Genomic DNA, 18199 nt, shown 5'->3' on the forward strand with positions numbered 1-18199 from the left:
ACCTTAACTTAAAGCCTCTACTGCTTTCTGAATCCTCTCAATCCCCTTTTGAATCACATCCATGGATGTGGCAAAAGAAAGCCTCAAATACCCTTCCTTTCCAAACTCGATTCCAGGAACGACCGCCACATGATAATCTTCGAGAAGCATCTGTGTTAGTGTCGTCGAAGAATCAATGACCCTCTCTTTATGTCTCTTCCCTATTATAGCTTTGAAATTAGGAAAAACGTAGAACGCACCCTTTGGATTGAAACATTTTATTCCTGGGATTGAATTTAGCTCCCGTACGATATAATCTCTCCTTCTTTTAAACTCCTCAACCATTCTTGTCACAGAATCCTGCGGTCCTGTAAGAGCACTCAGTGCTGCAGCCTGAGAGATCGATGTTGGATTTGAGGTGCTCTGACTCTGGATATTGCCCATGGCTTTGATAATTTCTTTGTTTCCCGCCGCAAAACCTATCCTCCACCCAGTCATAGAGTATGTTTTGGATACGCCGTGGCAGATTATGGTTCTCTCCTTTATTTTCTCATCTATCGAAGCGATACTTACGTGCTCGTATGAGTCATATGCGATTTTTTCGTAGATCTCGTCAGATATAATGATGAGATTCCTCTCCACTGCTAGTTCGCCAATTTGACGCAACGTTTCCACACTGTAAACCGAACCTGCAGGATTGGAAGGATAATTGAGGATGATGGCTTTTGTTTTGGTACTTAGTAGTGTCTTTAATCTCTTAAAGTCGATTTCAAAATTCTCTTCTTCGTGTGTCTCTAGAAAAACTGGTTTTCCACCACAAAGTTCAACCATGGGCGGATATGAAACCCAATACGGCACAGGGATTATAACCTCGTCGCCCTCATCGATTATGGCCTGGAGAAGATTAAACAATGCATGCTTTCCTCCACATGTTATTATCACCTCTTCCCTCGAGTAAGTTAGCCCGTTATCCCTTTTAAACTTTTCGATAACCGCGTCTTTTAATTCATCGGTTCCCGTTGCCGGAGTGTACTTCGTAAAATTTTCTGTTATCGCTTTGATTGCCGCTGCCTTTATATGTTCGGGAGTGGGAAAGTCAGGCTCACCTGCCCCGAAACCTGCAACATCAACACCTTTAGCCTTGAGGCTTTTTTCTATTGCCGATATTGCAAGGGTTGGAGATGGTTTAAGTGCCTTTGCACGTCCTGATATCATATCTATCTCCTTTTTTAAAATTTTGCGAAGTTGCTATTACAACATTGTGGGTTTTCTGTCAATAAAAAGAGATAGCCTACCATCCAGATGTAGCAACGCCAGAATCATCAAAAGCGTAAGCTTTTAACTCCAGAACGGTCTTTGTTCTGTCCGTGATCTTAAACCTTTCGTCAATTCTCATTCCTACCACCCAGGCGATCTCTCCATCAGAAACGACAATGGGTATTTTTCTTCTTTGCCACCTTGGGACTTTGTTTCTTATAAAAAAATCTTTGAGTTTGACCCATTCCTTTAACCCAAAAGGAATGAAACGGTCTCCCTCACGGAATGTTCTAACAGAAATATTCCTTGCCTTTTCGCCATCTAAATAGGCAACCATTTTAGAAGCACAACGCGGATCAAAATCGGGACCCTTTTCAAATCTTCTGACTTCAATCTCCAATTTGAAAACACCAAGAGGGTTCGTTCCTTCTACCAAGGGAAGCACTAGATCCACTTTCTCCTCTGGAAGAAATTTTCCAAATATCAATTTTTCATAGCATCTTCTTACTTCGAGTCCTAAGGGAAGCTTAACGAAAGCCGAAGGCCTTTGTGAAACTAGTAGTTTCTCTATTAGTTCCATATGGTTTCTCTGCACTATGAACCGATCGTTCAATTTTTCAAGTAAGATCCCTACTACCCTGAACCTTGTTTCCGGATCTAGCAAGCGAAGTTTTTCGATTTGAACTGTGTAGAAGTTATCGCTAGCTATGACGCTATTTTTAAGAAATTTATCAGCTTTTTCGTTAAAGGTCTCGTTAACTCTGGATAAGTCATCAAGAAGAGCCACAATTTTTTGCTTAAAGAGAGGATTTAACTTATAAAGAAGCGGAATTACTCTATGCCTTAAATAGTTTCTCTCGTAGCATAGCTTCTTGTTGGATGAATCTTCAACGTACCTAAACCCCTTTTCTCTTATGTATCGTTCGATTTCGAATCTTTCAACATAGAGAAAAGGACGTATTATGAGGCTCCTTCTTAGAGGGATAGATGAAATTCCACGCAATCCAGTCCCTTTTAGCACCCTAAGTAAAAAAGTCTCCACCTGATCGTCCAGTGTATGGGCAACTGCAATCCGACTATGATTTCCCCTTTCAGCAATGGCAAATAGTGATTTGTACCTCAAATCTCGAGCAGCATGCTGGACTGACATACCATGGTTCTTCATATAAGCATAAACGTCTACTCTTTCTACGTGTAAGGGAATGCGAAACTCTTGGGCAAGCTCTCTTACGAAGCTCTCATCTCTATCCGATTCCTCTTTCCGCAATCCGTGGTTTATATGGGCAAGTTCGAGCTCGAACGACAGCTCAGCTCTAAGCTCGCGAAGGATATGAAAAAGGCTGACCGAATCTATTCCCCCGGATATTGCAAGTAAGACCCGGTCACCTGGTGTTATGAGACCTTCCCTTGTGATTAGCTTCTTTACCTTTTGGGGGAGATCCATTCTTCCAAAGCTAGATCAGGAACAACCGGAGCAACTCGATGAACTACATGTAGAGCAGGAAGATTTGGAACCGGAAGAGGAAGGTCTAAATCTGTAACCCACAGAGATACCAAATGTCGACATCTTTTTTTCGGCCTCTAGCGAGCCACACTTTGGACACTCAGGTTTTTCGTCTTTAAATATTATGCATTCAAACTCTTCACCGCATTTAAGACATGAATACTCGAATATTGGCATAGCCAACCTCCTTAAATGTGTCTTTTTGTCTTCTGTTCTCTTTTTAAATCCGATATGAGACCATGTAAATTCTCGACAAGTTGCGAAGGCACAGTTTTTATGTTTGAGGCTTCTAATGCTTTCTGGGCAGATATTACCGATTGTTTAATCTTTCCCTTAAGATAGCAGGCGAACGCGGAAGCATAATGATAATAAAAAAGTGCCTCTTTCCTCAGATTTCCCGAGTCCAAGGCGTTTCTGAATGCAAGTCTAGCCTCATCGTAATAGTCACTCGAAAGGTAACTCAATCCCGCAAGAAAAAACAATTTCTTTTTCCCATCGCTAAAAAGCTCTCTCACCATCTCACCCAACCTTTTTCTGCCATATACTGAGACGAAGATCTTCTGGTTTTCTAAGATAAAGCGGGGCAAAAGCTGATTGTTTCTGTATGTCAATATGAGGTCTTTAAGCTGCTCCGAAAGTTCTTTTATCAGTTTTTTCAATTCCAGAAATCCCTCTTTCAGCCTTTTTTCGGCTTTGACGATTAGATACTCCATCTCTTTTAAAATCTTTTTCTCTTTTTCTCCCACTTTGTCCTTGACCATAAACGTTTTCGGTCTGTAATACTCCAGTTGATAGACATTTTCTCTTAGCTTCATAGCTTCATGGAAAATATATCCCACTGTTATATCGTAGAGCTTTTCTTTGTAAGATGCGGATTCGGAATTTCTGAAAAGCTCGTGACACATTTCTTTTAACCTGAATAGACAACTTTTTCCCCTATCATCGACAAATTCCTCAACCTTCGAAAATGAGAGAGCATTATTTCTATAGAGCCTTCTTAAATCGCTAAATTTTTTCATGACCAGAATCGATTCCTCAATTAGGTCTATCTGCCGTTTCTCCAAGTTTGACTTCCCCATCTTTTGCGCCGTAAATGATGGCCCGGAGCTCGTTTCCATCTAAGGACTCCTTTTCGAGGAGTGTTTTTGCTACTTTTTCTAAAAGCTCCTTATTCTTTGTGAGGGTCTCTTTGACCTTCTCGTACGCTTCGTTTATCAGCCTTTTTATCTCCTCATCTATCTGTCTTGCCGTTTCCTCACTGTAATCCTTTCCAGTAAAAGTTGGAGCCACATCAAGAAATAGAGGCTTTCTTTCCCTTTCAAATGTTACGTAACCTATCTTTTCACTCATTCCATACTCTTTAACCATCGATTTCGCAATGTCCGTTGCTCTTGCAAGATCATTCTGGGCACCTGTGGAGATTTCACCAAATATTATTTCCTCTGCAACCCTTCCGGCAAGTAGGACACAGAGCCGATCGAAGAGCTCCTTTTTGGTCATGAGGTATCTGTCCTCTGTCGGTAACTGCAGAGTGTATCCGAGAGCCGCGATACCTCGCGGAATTATCGAGATCTTGTGGACTGGATCGGTTGTTTCTAGAAATTCAGCCATAAGTGCGTGACCCGCCTCATGATACGCGACGATCTCTTTTTCTTTCTTGCTCATCACCCTCCTTTTCTTTTCGAGACCGGCAACCACCCTATCTATCGCCTCCTCAAACTCCTCCATTGTAACTTTGTTTTTGCCTTTTCGAGCGGCAAGAAGGGCTGCCTCATTCACCAAATTTGCTAAATCTGCCCCAACAAAACCAGGCGTTCTAGCAGCTATCACCTTTAAATCTACGCTTTTATCTATCTTTACGTTTCTCACGTGTACCTTCAGGATCTCCTCCCTTCCCTTTATATCGGGCCTGTCCACAAGGATGTGTCTGTCGAATCTACCCGGTCTTAAAAGGGCTGGATCGAGTATTTCGGGTCTATTGGTGGCTCCCATTATGATTACACCTCTTTTTGTGTCAAAACCATCCATCTCGGCAAGTAGCTGGTTTAAGGTTTGTTCTCTCTCATCATGGGAAGCCAAAGGATTAAGCCCCCTTGCTTTTCCTAAAGCGTCAAGCTCATCTATAAATATTATACAAGGCGCCTTATCCTGAGCCTGGGCAAAAAGATCCCGAACCCGTGCCGCTCCGACACCCACGAACATCTCCACAAAGTCCGAACCACTCATACTGAAAAAAGGAACCTTAGCCTCCCCGGCAACAGCCTTCGCAAGCAAAGTCTTTCCTGTTCCCGGCGGACCAACAAGTAGGATTCCTTTAGGAATCCTTGCCCCAAGTTCTAAAAACTTCGACGGGTTTCTCAAAAACTCAATTATCTCTTTTAGTTCTTCCTTTGCCTCATCACATCCGGCAACGTCATCGAAGGTTATCTTTATCTCGTCCTCTCCGTAAATCTTTCCCCTGCTTTTTCCAAAACTGAGCACACTTGTAGGTGCACCCCCTGCTCGCCGTAGGAGAAAATTCCATATTAGCAGAATGATGATAAAGGGTAGTATCCAAGAAAAAAAAGCCTTGGCAATCTTATTTTCGTGGCGACCCGCAAATTTGATATTGTGCATCATAAGATCTTTTACGAGGTTTGGGTCTTCAACCCTATTTGTTACAAATTTGCCTTTAGTTCCGTCGTCTTTTATGTAGGTCCCCTGAATCGTTTCCGCATTGATGACAATATCACTTATTTTACCCTGGCCAATCATCGATCGAAACTCGCTGTAAGGAATGTTTTTTACTTCCTCTGTAAAAAGGTAAGTATTAAGAATGAGGATTGCGATGAAAGCAAGGACAAAGTAAAGAAAAGTGAAGTTTTTTTTTGACTTTGGCTGATCTTTCTCTTTAAGTTCGAGAAAGATCTTTTTTTCCTTCTTTTTTGAGCGGGACATATTCTTCTTCATAGTTAAGTTTATCAGAAAAAACCCCTTTTTTAAAGTTAGCACGGCTATTTCGAGAACACGCTCACGAAAAGCTTACTTCCTTCGGTACAAACCCTTGTAAACCCAGAATCCGACGTGCTCAATACAGGGATATTTAAAATCTCGTAGGTTCTAAGAACTCTTTTCGATAACTCGCCTTCTTTCGTTCTTCCCGTGAGAATGGCCATTTTTGGCCTCACTGCAAGCAAAAAGCCGACAGAGCTCGAAGACAAGCTTCCGTGGTGTGGCACCTTAAGAATGTCCGCATTCAGTTTTTCAAATTGGCTTATTAGGCGATTCTCAACTTTTTCGGTTATATCCCCTGTAAACAGAAAAGAAACGTCCCTATAGACTAGTTTGAATACAATAGAGTTGTCATTAGCGTCCTCGTATAAGAAATCTTTGGGAGGGTTGATAACATAAATGTGGAGCTCATTACCTAACGCAAGATAATGTCCTTCCCGCCATACTTCCAAAGTAACGTTTTTCTTGTCTAGAGTTTCGAGGATCTTAGTCATCATTGCGCTTTCTGAGACAAAAGGACCTATCGCAGTACGTCTAACGTCAAAATTTTCAAGGATGCTCAAACATCCTCCTATGTGGTCTCCGTGGGGATGGGTAAGGATCAGATAGTCGAGTCTCAAAATCTTTTTTGAGAGAAGAATGGGCGTAATAATGGATCTTCCGGCGTCAAAGTCTCCGTACGCAGCTCCCGAATCCACCATTAGCCTTATGCCGTTTGGGGCCTCAACGAGGATAGCTTCTCCCGATCCCACGTCTAAAAAATTTACGCATAGCTTGTCTCCGTATATTTCGCTGTACGTGTAAAAGGCGTAAAGAGAGATAACAGGGATAAGAACGGACAAAAATAGAAACCTAACCCCTCTTTTGTCTAGGTAGAGCAGGCAAAGTAGCAGGCCATAGTAAAGAAGACTCTCAAAAAGAAGAGGTCGAAAAAAGGGGAAGATGTAACCGAACTCAGTTATTTCGAGGATTCGCAGATTGAATCTGATTAGGAGATCCGAAATCTTAAGAAGAATATCAGCATACGGAACAAAGGCTCCTAAAAGGGTGAGGGGAACTGTGATGCCACAGAGTAGAGGAACAGAAATCAGATTGTAGAGAAAAGAAAGCGGGTTAAAGCCGTAAAAATGATAGAGTGTAACAGGAAGTGTTCCCAGTAAGGCTCCTTGGCTGCAAATTATCGATCCCACTATCCATTTTAAGGCCCGGTTTTTAATTTTACGGAGGTGTAGGGAAAATCTGTTAAAGAATATAACGATAAATAGGACACTCATAAAGGATAGTTGAAAAGAAGGTGTAAAGAGAGAATGTGGAGATAAAACCAAAATCACAAGACCACTCAATGCAAGTGTCGACAGTATATGCCTTTGCCTCTCAAGCACAACTGCAAGCATGTATATGCCGATCATCAACGTCGCTCTTACTGTCGATGGGGAACTTCCGAAGAAAACCATAAAGAAGGTGAGCGCGGGAAGTGTAAGAATGGCGGAGATCCTGCTTTCATTTCCGGAAAGTCTAAGGGCTAAAGATATTCCCAAAAGCCGTTTTGTTATGAAAAAGAAAAAACTTGCAATAACACCCATGTGAAGACCAGATATTGCGAGTATATGGGCGGTTCCTGTCTTATAGAAAAGTTCTCTTACTTGGGAATCTATTGAACTTCTATCGCCTAGGGCTAACGCTTTTATTATCCCTTCTTGGGATAGCGAAAGCCTTTCTATTTTATCTTCCACAAGTCTTCTTAAGTTGGCCACAAAGCCCGGGTTTTCTTTTTTTTCTATGACATAACCAGAGATGCGATACCTGACACCTTCAAGACTTTTTAACCATCTCCAATTAACAAGATATGGGTTTTTGAGACGAGGATTAAGCTCTTGAAGCTTGCCGAGAAGCGCAATCGAATCTCCGCTTCTAATATCATCTTTTAATCCCTCGGTTTTAAAAAAAGCTTTAAGTCCTTGAAGTTCCTTTGGATCCTTTACGCTTAGGATGGCACCTCTTTCATTTTTTTCCTCAACTTTTGCGAAGAAGAAACTTATGTCCTTGTATCTTTCTGGAACTGGTTCCCAAATCGTGCTTATTGAGAGCCTTAAAATTCCTGCAAGGAAAAACGAAAAAAGGAGGAGAACGATAGACAGTAAAGGTTTTCTTCCAAAGGATAAAAGGCCAGCTAGAAAGCAGATAAAAAGGGAAAAGAAAACAAGCGAAGGCTCAAACTGAAAAATACTTTGTACGTAGATTCCAAAAGCGAAAAGAATACAGAGGATTACAAACAAGTTCCTTTAAAGAATCGCTCTATCTCTTCAACAAGGCCCAAAGCATCGTGTCTTTTGGCCTCGACATGAATCTCAATGTTAAAGCTTTTCAGTGTTTTAGTTGTTTCCGGTCCTATCGACGCTATCTTTGTCTTTGTCAAGACCTCTCTCCCGTACATCGTGACAAAGTTTCTAACAGCCGATGAGCTCATAAACGCGATCATGTCCGGAATTTCTTCAATATTTTGCTTATCTGGTGGTGCCTCCGCTTTATATACTGGAATTACGTCACAGACCCCGCCAGATGCTTGGATAAACTTAGGAATTGTCTCGTTTCCTTCCAAAGCTCTAGGAAAAAGGAACTTCTTTCCTTTAACCTCGATCTTACCCAAAATCTCAATTATTGATTGAGACAGATATCTTTCTGGAACAAAATCTGCTCTTATGCCGTATAACTTCAGCTCGGATGCGGTTTTTGGTCCTATGGCGAAGACTTTTATCCCATAAAGATCGCGAGAATCCATCCCCTTCATTGATAAGGCTTCAAAAAATACCTTAACTCCATTTACGCTAGTAAAGATAATCCCGTGGTACGAACGAAGCGACTCTAGTGCCTTGGTAAGTGCCTCATTTGGGATAATCGGGGTTATAACAATTGCAGGTATAGTGACTACGTTTGCCCCTCTTTCTTTGAGCATTGCCGCTGTCTCAAAGCCCTGATGTGGGGGTCTTGTGACGACTATCGTCTTTCCATGAAGAGGCAGTTTTTCGTACCATTTAAGCTTCTCCCTGAGTCTTACAACGTCTCCGATCACTACCACACTAGGGGGACCCATGGAAGCGTTCTTTACGTCTCGATCTACATTTTTGATATTCGATACAAGAACCCTCTGTTTCGGGGTGGCACCCCATTCGATCACACACACCGAAGTATCAGGATCCATTCCTGAATCCAATAGATTTGCTGTTATACTTCCCAAATTCTTCATTCCCATAAGAACCACGATCGTTCCTTTAAACGTGGCTAACATCTTCCAATCGATAGCTGAGTCTTTTTTTCCTTCGGCTTCGTGGCCTGTAACTATCACAACCTGGGAAGACAATCCCCTGTGGGTCAGAGGGATTCCCGCAAAGGCGGGAACTGCGAAACTGGAACTAACGCCAGGAATGATCTCGTAAGGGATACCTTGTTCTGCAAGATATAAAGCCTCCTCCCCTCCCCTTCCGAATATGAAAGGATCGCCCCCTTTGAGTCTTAAGACTATTGGGTGTTCCTTAGCCTTTCTAACCATAAGCTCGTTTATCTCGTCTTGCTCCATCTCGTGGGTAGAACCTGTTTTGCCAACGTATATCTTTTCCGCCCCGACTTTAGAATAAGAGAGCAAGTCCTTGCATGCTAGGTAATCGTATATGATTACGTCAGCCTTTTTCAGTATCTCAAAGCATTTATAGGTTACAAGACCAGGATCTCCAGGACCGGCCCCCGCAATATAGACCTTTCCTATAGGCTTACTCATTTTTCCCACAGACTGCGCACTTAGGGTTTCTCTCAATCCTTATCTCGTGAAAGCTCATCTCTAAACCTGAAAAAAATAGAAGCCTATTTTTAAGTGTTCCGCCAAGTCCGAGAATAAACTTTATCGTTTCCATAGCCTGAATTGAGGCGATAATTCCAGGGGATGGTCCAATCACTCCTATCTCTTCTTTCTTTTCGGGGTTTCTAGGAAAGATGCACTCAAAACAAGCTGTCTCGCCAGGAACGAACACTGTGACCATTCCGTTAAACCCTTCAACACCTCCAAAGACGTAGGGTATCCTCTTTGAGTATGCTGCTTTATTCATTATTCTTCTTCCCTCAATGTTGTCCATCGCATCAACTATTATCTGACAGTCTCCTATGAGGGAAAGAACGTTATCTTCATTTATCTCCGTACTTACCGTCTCTATTTTCACATAGGGGTTTAACCTTTCGAGCTTCTCTTTGGCAGACTCCACCTTCTTTTTCCCAAGATCGTAAGTTGTGTGTATAATCTGTCGGTTCAAATTTCCGAGATCGACAGAGTCCTTGTCGACGATGACAAGTCTACCAACACCCGCTGCGGCGAGATAGAATGCGGAGATAGATCCCAAACCACCCACTCCTGCTATAAAAACCGCTGCGTTTTTTAGTTTTTTTTGACCTTCTTCCCCTATTGATGGAATTATTATCTGTCTTCTGTACCTTCTGAGCTCAAACTCATCGAGATCCATAGTCGGTTGAATCATACTACGAAGCACCCCAAAAAGCAACGAGAGTGTGACTATCCTTTCCGCTCAAAAAATAAAACTCTTTCTTCCCTTTATCACTCGTTTCGCGTTATATGTCTTACATGGAAAGGAGAAGGCTTTTACTCATTTTTACTCTCCTTTCTTCTGCCTTTACGCTTTCACAGTTTTACAGAGTTTCTCCAGCAGTAATATCTTCCACGCTTATAGAAGAACTCAAAATCGAGGCTGAGGATCTTGGTATTCTAGGTGGAGCCTTTTTTTACTCTTTTGCCCTCTGTCAGGTACCCATGGGTCTTTTCCTTGACAGGGTCGGGCCAAGAAAAGTTATGTCCTTTCTTATTGCTCTTGGTGGTCTTGGTTCATTCGTCTTTGCGGCATCGAGCAAATTTGAATTCCTCCTTCTCGGAAGGATTCTTTTGGGCATAGGAATGTCCGCATCTCTTATGGGATCCTTAAAAGTTTTTGTACTTTCATTTCCGAGTGACCGTTTTGCCACATATTCCGGTTTACTTCTCTCCTTTGGAACCATAGGGAACATACTTGCTTCCTCTCCTCTTGCTTATATGAATGTTTTCATAGGATGGAGACTCACATTTGTCATTTTTGGGATCCTGACTTGTTTCATCTCATTTCTCCTTTTCCATACGCTTAAGGATGCCGAAAAGCAAAAAAGGGAAATTTCGGAATCGAAGCCAAAGCCATTGGAAGCTGTAACGAGCATAATAAAAAACCTCTCTTTCTGGCAAGTGGCAGCACTCGCATTCTCAAGATACGGAACTTTCGTTGCCATACAGGGGCTTTGGTTTGGACCATATCTCATAAATGTTAAGGGGTTTAACCCTGTTCTCGCTGGAAACATAATCATGATGCTTTCTTTTGGCACAATCATCGGATCAGCTTTTGCGGGGTATATCTCGGATAGGATTTTAAAATCGCCAAAAAAAACGGTGCTTATCGGCGTTTCGTTTTACGCACTGTCCCTTCTTTTCTTTGTTGGAGTTGTAAAAATAGAGAGTGCTTTCGCCTTTTTTGTCATCTTTTGGCTTGTCGGTTTTTTCAATAGTTTTGGGATACTACTCTATCCGCACATAAAGGGTCTTTTTCCGAGCGAAATATCAGGAACGGTTATGTCCAGTGTCAATTTTTTCACAATGGCAGGGGGGGCCTTTTTTATGCAGGTTATGGGCTCAATAATCGAGCTTTTTGGCAAAGAAAACAAAGGCTATCCTCCTTACGCCTACGAGTATGCTTTTTTCTTTCTGTTTTTGAGTGTCGTTTTTGGGCTTATATTCTACGCCTTCTCAAAAGAGAAGAAAGATGAGAGCGATTAATCCGTAGATTCCGAGAAAAGCACCTATTCCGAGACTTATATCGTATGCCTTTTTGGGAGGATCGAAATTTCGCGGTAAGTACTCTACTCTTTTTATGAGAATTCTGTAATTTTGAACCGGATTCTGGCTAAGGGTTATAACCCTATTTACAAGATCCGCAATGAAACTCTGAATTCTGAGCCTCAGGTTGTACTTATTGTGAGATATGAGGAAGAATAAAGTTCCAAACTTTCTGTAAAACCAGTCCACATCAAGATTTATCTTGGCATCGAAAGAGAATCTGTCTTTGAGCATAAAAAAGGCAAAAAAGGAGAAAGCGAAGAGCTGAAGCGTAGTAATTACATTATAAGGGTTATATGGATCGAAACCCATGGGGTACGGCAGAGTCGCGTAAAGGAGCGGAGGATATACGCCGACCATCACACAAAGAAAGGAAAGGAGAACCATTGAGATCGACATGTTTTTCGGGATCTTTACGGTTACGAATCCTCTTTCCTTCCCTAGCCAAGTACCGTATGGGAGCTTAAGGGCTATCGAGAGGAATGTGCCCAAAGACGCAAGATGTAAAAGAGTATTAACTACTGGCCTGTGCAATTCTGCAGACGCAAACATGAGTACCGTTTTAGTCGAAAAACCTGCAAAGAACGGCACTCCGGATATGGAAAAAGCCCCAACCATATAGATCCAAAGGGAAAATCTCAACGTTTTAAAAATCCTTATGTTCTTAAATTCCCACATCTCCTCTCGTCCTGTCGCATAAATCACCGATCCAACAGCCATAAGTAGGAGTGATTTATGGAGGATATTTGAAAACGCATGTGCGACGGCCCCATTTATCGACGTAAACGTTCCAAGGCCTATTCCACAGACCATGTACCCTACCTGACTTATTACGTGGTAGGAGAGTAATCTTCTTAAGTTGTTCTCTAAAATTGCGTAAAAAATCCCGTACAACGCCATTATGACTCCCAACCATACGAGGAGTTCCAACCCGGGAAAGACCCTCGCAAGTGCGTAGACCGCAACCTTCGTAGTAAAGGCAGAGAGAACCACCGTACCTTCGGGCTTTGCCTCTGGATAGGCATCGGGAAGCCAACCGTGCAAGGGAGGACAAGCCGCGTTAAGAAGGAAGCCGACTAGAATAAGAAAAGAAGCCAAGCTTAACTCAAAAGACTCGGATACCCTAATCGATTGGGTATAATCAGTGCTCATCAAGAGACCGGCAAAAAGGAGGGTTCCGCCCAGTAAGTGGAGGATGAGATATCTAAAAGCCGCATCCAGTGACCTTTTTTTCTTACCATTTAAGACGATGAGCAAACCACCTATAGCCATAAGCTCCCAGAACCCGAAAAATGTAAGCCAATCCCCTGCAAAGACAACACCAAACGAAGAAGCCTGATAAAGCTGGGTCCCTAGGTGGTAAGATTTATCTTCTATGTGGAGTCCGTAAAGGTTGACAAGGAAGGTTATGACCGCAAAGGCATACGCAAATCCAAGACTCAGTCTGTCGACCTTTCCAAGAAGAAGTTCGTTGTCCGCGAATTTTACCAGCCAGTATTCACCCTCTTCTAACCCAAAAAGATAAAAAAGCAAAAATAGGGGAAAGAGTAAAAGGACAGTCGATCTTGTAATCTTAGAGGGTAAAATCAGCAAAAGAAGGCTAGAGATCAGGAAAAAAACTACAGGATGCAAAAAGTCAATCATAGTAATTTATGTCCCTTTCTAGAAAACGTTTTCCTAATAGTTTTGCCAAAACGATCAAAGCCAGTGTCCCAAAGAAGCCAAAGGCGCAGCTAAAGATCGGGAGTCTCTCCCATACGAAATGGGCTTCCTCTGTTGGTGTAAAAAAACTCGCAAGAATGATTGCTAAGGCAATTACATGGACTCGCATTTTCTTCATTCTTAATACTCCAGTACCGATCTTGCAACTTTTGCCGAAAGTCCGTAAAAGTGGAAGAAGGAATCAGGAAATAGAAACAAAAAGATAGCACAAGAAGAAGTGACGAGAATGGGTAGTAGAAGAAGCCACTGCTCGCTATGTGCCACACCGGATACGGATCTTTCTCCGTCTTTAGAAAACCCTCGAAAAACTATGGGTAAGAGGTATACAGCATCGAGTAAGGCGCTTGTGAGAAAAACTAAAAGGTATGCGATCTCCTTTTTTTCGATTGCTCCAACACAGAGGTACCACTTACTCAGAAATCCGCAAACAGGCGGTATTCCTACAAGTCCAATGGCACATATTCCAAAGGAAAACATAGTGTAAGGCATCTTTCGTCCCACACCGACGAGTTCACTTACTAGCTCTTTTCTTGTCGATACATATATTGCGCCAGCACACATAAAAAGCGTTATCTTCATAAATCCGTGGTAGACCATGTGAAGAATAGAACCCTTTATCCCTGATGGAGTCAGAAGCAGAGTCCCGAGTATGACTATTGAAAGATTATTTATTGTGGAAAAAGCAAGCCTCTTTTTCAGATTATTCTCCGAGATGGCCAAAACGTTTGCTACAATGATCGTAAAGGAGGCGAGAATAGCTGGGATCGAAAAAAGTAAGCTTTCTGAGATGGCATCCGGTCCCACTATGTAGAGAACCGTCCTCAAAACGCAAAAGACACCGGCTTTTACCACTGCTACTGCGTGAAGGAGAGCGCTTACGGGTGTTGGCGCAATCATCGCGGTGGGAAGCCATTCATGAAAAGGCATAATCGCTGCCTTCGTTCCGAATCCTAAAAATAGCGGAAAAAAGATCAATCCCAAAATGAGAGGATCTGATCCTTTGTCGAATAGGCCTCCCGCGTAAAAATCTGTAGTCCCCTGCGTTAGATAGAGAAGGATCATGGAAAAAAGAACAAGACCGGCACCTGAAAGCAAATACGCCAAGTATTTTCTTCCCGCTTTCAGCGCCTCCTCTGTCTCCTTGTGAAGTACCAAAGGATACGTCGACAAGGACAAGATCTCGTAAAACATGTACATAGTCAAAAGGTTACCAGAGTAAGCTACCCCCAGTGCACTTCCAATCGCCACCGCAAACATAAAATAGAATCTTGTCTGGCTATGCTCTTTTAACGCACGCATGTAGCCAATGGAGTAGATTGAGACGAAGATCCACAAAAAGGACGAAAGTGTCGCAAATGTCGCACCAAGGGCATCTATTCTGAAATAGAAATCGACATTCTCAGCAAACGTTAAAACCCTCATCTCTAATAAAGATCCATCCGCCACTTTTAAAGTACACACCATTGTAAAAATGAAGGTAAAAATCGATATTACAACCGTAGAAAGATCCCTTAAATTTTCATTTTTTTGGGCAAAGACAGGAATAAGAGCGGCTCCTATAAAAGGAAGGGAGACAGAAAAAGAAAGTGCAAGTTTTTCTATGGATTCCATCGCTAAAAGACCCCGGACACTCCAGGTGATATTATCCGTTCCATGATGTATCTATTTTTGAGTCCCAAAAGAAGAAGAGATCCCGCAAGTACGAGTATAGCAAACTTATCAAGAGTAAATATCTTCTCCACCTCGACTTTTGGGCCAGAGCCATATTTATGTCCTTTTTCACTTTGGAAATAGAAATTCTCTATGAGCCTGAAAAAATATATCAGATTTAAAAGCCCGCTTAAGATTATCACCCCTGAATGAACCCATTTCTTAGAGCTCAAAAGGCTAAGGAGTATGTACCATTTACTGAAAAAACCGCAAAGTGGAGGAATGCCTATGATGGAAAGGGCGGAGATTATGAGGATAATCCCACTTAAGGGGAAGCTTTGGCTAAGTCCCTTCCACTCTTCTACCTGCGATAGACCTGTTGCTACGTAAAGAAAGGCCCATATAGAAAAGATGGATGCCATCATGAACATGTCGTTTATCACGTGGAGAATGGCGGCTTTAAGACCAAGAGAATTCAAAGAGGCTAAAGCAAGGAGTATATATCCTATCTCAGAGATGATTATATATGAAAGACCACGTACAACATCTCTTTGAGCAATCGCCATGAGTCCCGCAAAAAGAATTCCAAATGCGGCTATACCCCCCAAAAATTCGAAGACAAGAGTTAGACCTTCACCCAGTGCTGGCCAAAGGATGGCAACTACTAACCTGATCAAAATATAAGCGGCCACTTTTGTTGAAAGGCAAGAGAGAAAAACCGTAACACATGAAGGGGCATAACTATACGCATCTGGTAACCAGACGTGGACAGGAAATGATGCCATCTTGATGAGAATGCCGGTTAAAAAGAAGACTATGGCTGAGATGAGGGCCTTTGAGTGCGGAAGCTCAGGGAGTATGCCTGAAAGCTCTATCATATTCAGTGATCCTGTAAGGATATAAACGTACCCAACCCCCAAGAGGTAAGAACAGGCTCCAATAGTTCCAAATATCATGTACCTAAAAGCGAAGAATTCTGAACCCTTTTTTTCCGTTGCTACTATTCCGTAAGCTGAAAATGATAGGATCTCGAGTAATACATAGAGATTAAAAGTATCTCCAGTTGCTGTGACACCCAAAAGACCTGTCAAGTGCAAAAGTAGAAGCGAGTAGAAAAGACCTGTTTTATTGTGTGGGATTTCCTTTTCTACGATGTTCCTTGTAAAGAGAAGAAGGAGAAAAAATATAACCGATGTGGATGCAAGAATAGGTGCGTTGATGTAATCGATTACGTACTCAATACCCCAGGGTGGCTCCCATCCTCCTATAAAGTAGCGCACCCTTCCGTCTCCATTGACTACTGTTTGGAGTAGCTTTCCACTCATGAGAACAACGACGATTGATGTTACAAGACTCAAATAGTAAGGGAATCTTTTTGAAAAGACTCCAAACATATATGTAACGAAAGACATGAGGAGGGGAAAGGCTACAATCAAAACGGGATAGTGCTCACTCATCTTTCTTTCAATTTCTCTAGTATCTCGTCCTCTTCCACCGTCCCGAATCGTTTGTTCGTAAGGATGATTAATGCCAGTGCGATTCCAGTTGTGGCAACCGCAACTACAATAGCGGTCAACATAAGCACATGAGGAAGCGGATTTACGTACATTAGAGGCTCAGTTATTGGAATTTTACTATTACCCATACTCTCGAAGATTATTATCGGTACGGATCCTCCTCTCTTTCCGGATAAAGAAATGTAAAAAAGGATTATGGACCATTGGAAGATCGTCATTCCGACAAGCTTTTTTAAAAGATTCCTCTTCATCATCATCCCATAAAGTCCAATGATTATGAGGACTATATGAGTCCAGTAGTGAATCTTAGAAACTATTAGATCCACGAGAGTTACCTTTTGCCGCAAGGTAATAGAATATCGCAAACATTGAACCAGTGACCGTGATCTGCACACCGAGCTCAACAACCGCTATGGCGTAGTACCTGGCCATTACTTCACAGGACATGAAGATTTTTTTAAGATAGGCGTAGTTTAAAAACTCCCCTCCAATCGGAACCGATATCAAACCTAAAAATGCGTAAAGGAAGGCACCGAAACCCACGGTCACAAGAAAGAGTCTATATTTGATCCTTTTTATCACCTCATCGACACCAAGCACGATCGCCATGAGGATGAAGCTTGCCGCAAATATGCAACCGCCTTGAAAGCCACCTCCTGGACTTATATGGCCATGTGCATACACATAAAGACCCATAAGCTGGATAAGGGGTGAAAGGATCCGAGCAGTTGTTTTTAATATGATGTCTTCATCTCGCTCTAGCATTTGCGGATTCCCAAAAGATATATGACAACAATTGCTGCTGTGAATATAACGGATGTTTCAAAGAGCGTGTCGTAAGATCTATAATCCGCAAGCACAGCAGTAACCACGTTCGGAACCCCTGTCTCGGAGAGGGACTTTTCTATATAGCGAGGAGAGACGTGAACCGAAGCCGGCTGATACGGGTCACCCCACGGGGGAAAATCCGTAGTCGCAAAAAAAAGAAGAAGTCCAAAGAGGAATAAAAATGACAAAGAAAAGATCCTCTTCAATCCTTTGCCTTCCTTTTTAGATGTGTCAGTGCTGCCACAAAGAAGGCTGTGCTTATCGCAGCTCCCACCGATGCCTCAGTGAAGGCAACATCCACAGCTCCAAGCTCTGCCCATAAAAGACACATAAAAAAGCTAAAAGCAGAAAGAAGAGCAATTGAAGCGAGTAGATCCTTAACATGGAGAGCAAAAAAGGCAACAATCGCGGAGAAGATCAGAAAAAAAACATCAAGTATCTCGTACATTTTTTTTGTCCTCGCAATCGGTGTCCACTTTGTCGATGATCACTCTACCATTCTTAGTGTAAGGCTCGATCCCGCTTTCGAACGCGGCACGAAGTAGAGCATGAGTTGCTGTGGGACTAGCAACATACCAGAAAACAACAAGGGTCAATATCTTTACCGCTTTGATGAGACCCATCCACGAAAAATCTTTGTATAGCCCATACAAAATCAGCCCAGAAAGAACAAGGAGTATACCCAGTGTGTCGCCCTTTCCGGTTGCGTGCATTCTTGTATAAAAATCCGGAAACCTCAAAAAACCAATTGCCGCACAGAAAAAAACGAATAACCCCGATATAATAAGGACTGAAGAAACCCATGTTATGAGCTCCTCTAGCATCGTGATCCTTTAA

Annotated in this window: 18 protein-coding genes; 1 reads left to right on the forward strand and 17 read right to left on the reverse strand. The window is 42.3% G+C overall.

The window, feature by feature from the left end; all coding sequences use genetic code 11:
- Positions 1-3: 3 nt before the first annotated feature.
- The 8 genes from NZ583_07100 to NZ583_07135 all read right to left on the reverse strand — a co-directional run bounded on the left by NZ583_07100 (position 4) and on the right by NZ583_07135 (position 10251).
- A complete protein-coding gene (locus NZ583_07100; GenBank protein ID MCS7281376.1) occupies positions 4-1194 on the reverse strand; it encodes a pyridoxal phosphate-dependent aminotransferase in 1191 nt (396 codons plus the stop codon).
- A 76-nt stretch (positions 1195-1270) separates the two neighbouring features.
- The gene (gene tilS, locus NZ583_07105; protein ID MCS7281377.1) at positions 1271-2680 is read right to left on the reverse strand and encodes a tRNA lysidine(34) synthetase TilS; all 1410 of its coding nucleotides are present in this window, start codon (positions 2678-2680) and stop codon (positions 1271-1273) included.
- Between the two features lie 15 nt (positions 2681-2695).
- Complete coding sequence (locus tag NZ583_07110; protein MCS7281378.1) at positions 2696-2917, reverse strand: zinc ribbon domain-containing protein; 222 nt, start codon at positions 2915-2917, stop codon at positions 2696-2698.
- A gap of 11 nt (positions 2918-2928) precedes the next feature.
- Positions 2929-3804, reverse strand: a complete 876-nt coding sequence (locus NZ583_07115; GenBank protein MCS7281379.1) for a hypothetical protein — start codon at positions 3802-3804, stop codon at positions 2929-2931.
- A complete protein-coding gene (ftsH, locus tag NZ583_07120; protein ID MCS7281380.1) occupies positions 3776-5689 on the reverse strand; it encodes an ATP-dependent zinc metalloprotease FtsH in 1914 nt (637 codons plus the stop codon). Before ftsH ends, NZ583_07115 begins: the two co-directional genes overlap by 29 nt.
- Positions 5690-5733: 44 nt before the next feature.
- Positions 5734-8007 carry a DNA internalization-related competence protein ComEC/Rec2 gene (locus NZ583_07125; protein ID MCS7281381.1) on the reverse strand — a complete coding sequence of 758 codons (2274 nt, stop codon included), beginning with the start codon at positions 8005-8007 and terminating at the stop codon, positions 5734-5736.
- A complete protein-coding gene (gene cobA / locus NZ583_07130) occupies positions 7998-9503 on the reverse strand; it encodes a uroporphyrinogen-III C-methyltransferase (protein ID MCS7281382.1) in 1506 nt (501 codons plus the stop codon). The genes NZ583_07125 and cobA overlap by 10 nt, the downstream gene beginning before the upstream one ends.
- Positions 9496-10251: a HesA/MoeB/ThiF family protein gene (locus NZ583_07135; protein ID MCS7281383.1), complete on the reverse strand. Its 756-nt coding sequence runs from the start codon at positions 10249-10251 to the stop codon at positions 9496-9498. Before NZ583_07135 ends, cobA begins: the two co-directional genes overlap by 8 nt.
- 104 nt (positions 10252-10355) lie before the next feature.
- On the opposite strand from NZ583_07135, the gene NZ583_07140 reads away from it, so the two are divergent.
- Entirely contained in the window at positions 10356-11585 is a 1230-nt protein-coding gene (locus tag NZ583_07140; protein ID MCS7281384.1) for an MFS transporter, read from the forward strand.
- Here the strand turns inward: NZ583_07140 and NZ583_07145 are convergent.
- From NZ583_07145 to mnhG, 9 genes are read right to left on the reverse strand one after another with little or no spacing between them, the layout of a single operon-like run.
- Positions 11556-13289: a Na(+)/H(+) antiporter subunit D gene (locus NZ583_07145; GenBank protein MCS7281385.1), complete on the reverse strand. Its 1734-nt coding sequence runs from the start codon at positions 13287-13289 to the stop codon at positions 11556-11558. The genes NZ583_07140 and NZ583_07145 overlap by 30 nt on opposite strands.
- On the reverse strand, positions 13282-13485 hold the full coding sequence (locus tag NZ583_07150; GenBank protein MCS7281386.1) for a hypothetical protein: 204 nt from the start codon (positions 13483-13485) through the stop codon (positions 13282-13284). The genes NZ583_07145 and NZ583_07150 overlap by 8 nt, the downstream gene beginning before the upstream one ends.
- A gap of 2 nt (positions 13486-13487) precedes the next feature.
- Positions 13488-14978 carry a monovalent cation/H+ antiporter subunit D family protein gene (locus tag NZ583_07155; protein MCS7281387.1) on the reverse strand — a complete coding sequence of 497 codons (1491 nt, stop codon included), beginning with the start codon at positions 14976-14978 and terminating at the stop codon, positions 13488-13490.
- A gap of 2 nt (positions 14979-14980) precedes the next feature.
- Entirely contained in the window at positions 14981-16474 is a 1494-nt protein-coding gene (locus tag NZ583_07160; protein MCS7281388.1) for a hypothetical protein, read from the reverse strand.
- Entirely contained in the window at positions 16471-16860 is a 390-nt protein-coding gene (locus NZ583_07165) for a cation:proton antiporter subunit C (protein ID MCS7281389.1), read from the reverse strand. Before NZ583_07165 ends, NZ583_07160 begins: the two co-directional genes overlap by 4 nt.
- On the reverse strand, positions 16841-17299 hold the full coding sequence (locus NZ583_07170; GenBank protein ID MCS7281390.1) for a hypothetical protein: 459 nt from the start codon (positions 17297-17299) through the stop codon (positions 16841-16843). Before NZ583_07170 ends, NZ583_07165 begins: the two co-directional genes overlap by 20 nt.
- Entirely contained in the window at positions 17293-17568 is a 276-nt protein-coding gene (locus NZ583_07175) for a hypothetical protein (GenBank protein MCS7281391.1), read from the reverse strand. The genes NZ583_07170 and NZ583_07175 overlap by 7 nt, the downstream gene beginning before the upstream one ends.
- A complete protein-coding gene (locus tag NZ583_07180) occupies positions 17565-17810 on the reverse strand; it encodes a DUF4040 domain-containing protein (GenBank protein MCS7281392.1) in 246 nt (81 codons plus the stop codon). The genes NZ583_07175 and NZ583_07180 overlap by 4 nt, the downstream gene beginning before the upstream one ends.
- Positions 17794-18186: a monovalent cation/H(+) antiporter subunit G gene (gene mnhG / locus NZ583_07185; GenBank protein ID MCS7281393.1), complete on the reverse strand. Its 393-nt coding sequence runs from the start codon at positions 18184-18186 to the stop codon at positions 17794-17796. Before mnhG ends, NZ583_07180 begins: the two co-directional genes overlap by 17 nt.
- Positions 18187-18199: the final 13 nt, after the last annotated feature.

The organism is Thermodesulfobacteriota bacterium, from assembly GCA_025062045.1.
Classification (GTDB): domain Bacteria; phylum Desulfobacterota; class Syntrophorhabdia; order Syntrophorhabdales; family JANXAF01; genus JANXAF01.

Coding starts and splice junctions, on each gene's coding strand:
- mnhG (MCS7281393.1), bottom strand. CDS start 18,186: ATGCTAGAGGAGCTCATAACATGGGTTTCTTCAGTCCTTATTATATCG.
- NZ583_07160 (MCS7281388.1), bottom strand. CDS start 16,474: ATGAGTGAGCACTATCCCGTTTTGATTGTAGCCTTTCCCCTCCTCATG.
- ftsH (MCS7281380.1), bottom strand. CDS start 5,689: ATGAAGAAGAATATGTCCCGCTCAAAAAAGAAGGAAAAAAAGATCTTT.
- NZ583_07150 (MCS7281386.1), bottom strand. CDS start 13,485: ATGAAGAAAATGCGAGTCCATGTAATTGCCTTAGCAATCATTCTTGCG.
- NZ583_07155 (MCS7281387.1), bottom strand. CDS start 14,978: ATGGAATCCATAGAAAAACTTGCACTTTCTTTTTCTGTCTCCCTTCCT.
- NZ583_07100 (MCS7281376.1), bottom strand. CDS start 1,194: ATGATATCAGGACGTGCAAAGGCACTTAAACCATCTCCAACCCTTGCA.
- NZ583_07145 (MCS7281385.1), bottom strand. CDS start 13,289: ATGATTGACTTTTTGCATCCTGTAGTTTTTTTCCTGATCTCTAGCCTT.
- NZ583_07110 (MCS7281378.1), bottom strand. CDS start 2,917: ATGCCAATATTCGAGTATTCATGTCTTAAATGCGGTGAAGAGTTTGAA.
- NZ583_07140 (MCS7281384.1), top strand. CDS start 10,356: ATGGAAAGGAGAAGGCTTTTACTCATTTTTACTCTCCTTTCTTCTGCC.
- NZ583_07170 (MCS7281390.1), bottom strand. CDS start 17,299: ATGCTAGAGCGAGATGAAGACATCATATTAAAAACAACTGCTCGGATC.
- tilS (MCS7281377.1), bottom strand. CDS start 2,680: ATGGATCTCCCCCAAAAGGTAAAGAAGCTAATCACAAGGGAAGGTCTC.
- NZ583_07135 (MCS7281383.1), bottom strand. CDS start 10,251: ATGATTCAACCGACTATGGATCTCGATGAGTTTGAGCTCAGAAGGTAC.
- cobA (MCS7281382.1), bottom strand. CDS start 9,503: ATGAGTAAGCCTATAGGAAAGGTCTATATTGCGGGGGCCGGTCCTGGA.
- NZ583_07180 (MCS7281392.1), bottom strand. CDS start 17,810: ATGTACGAGATACTTGATGTTTTTTTTCTGATCTTCTCCGCGATTGTT.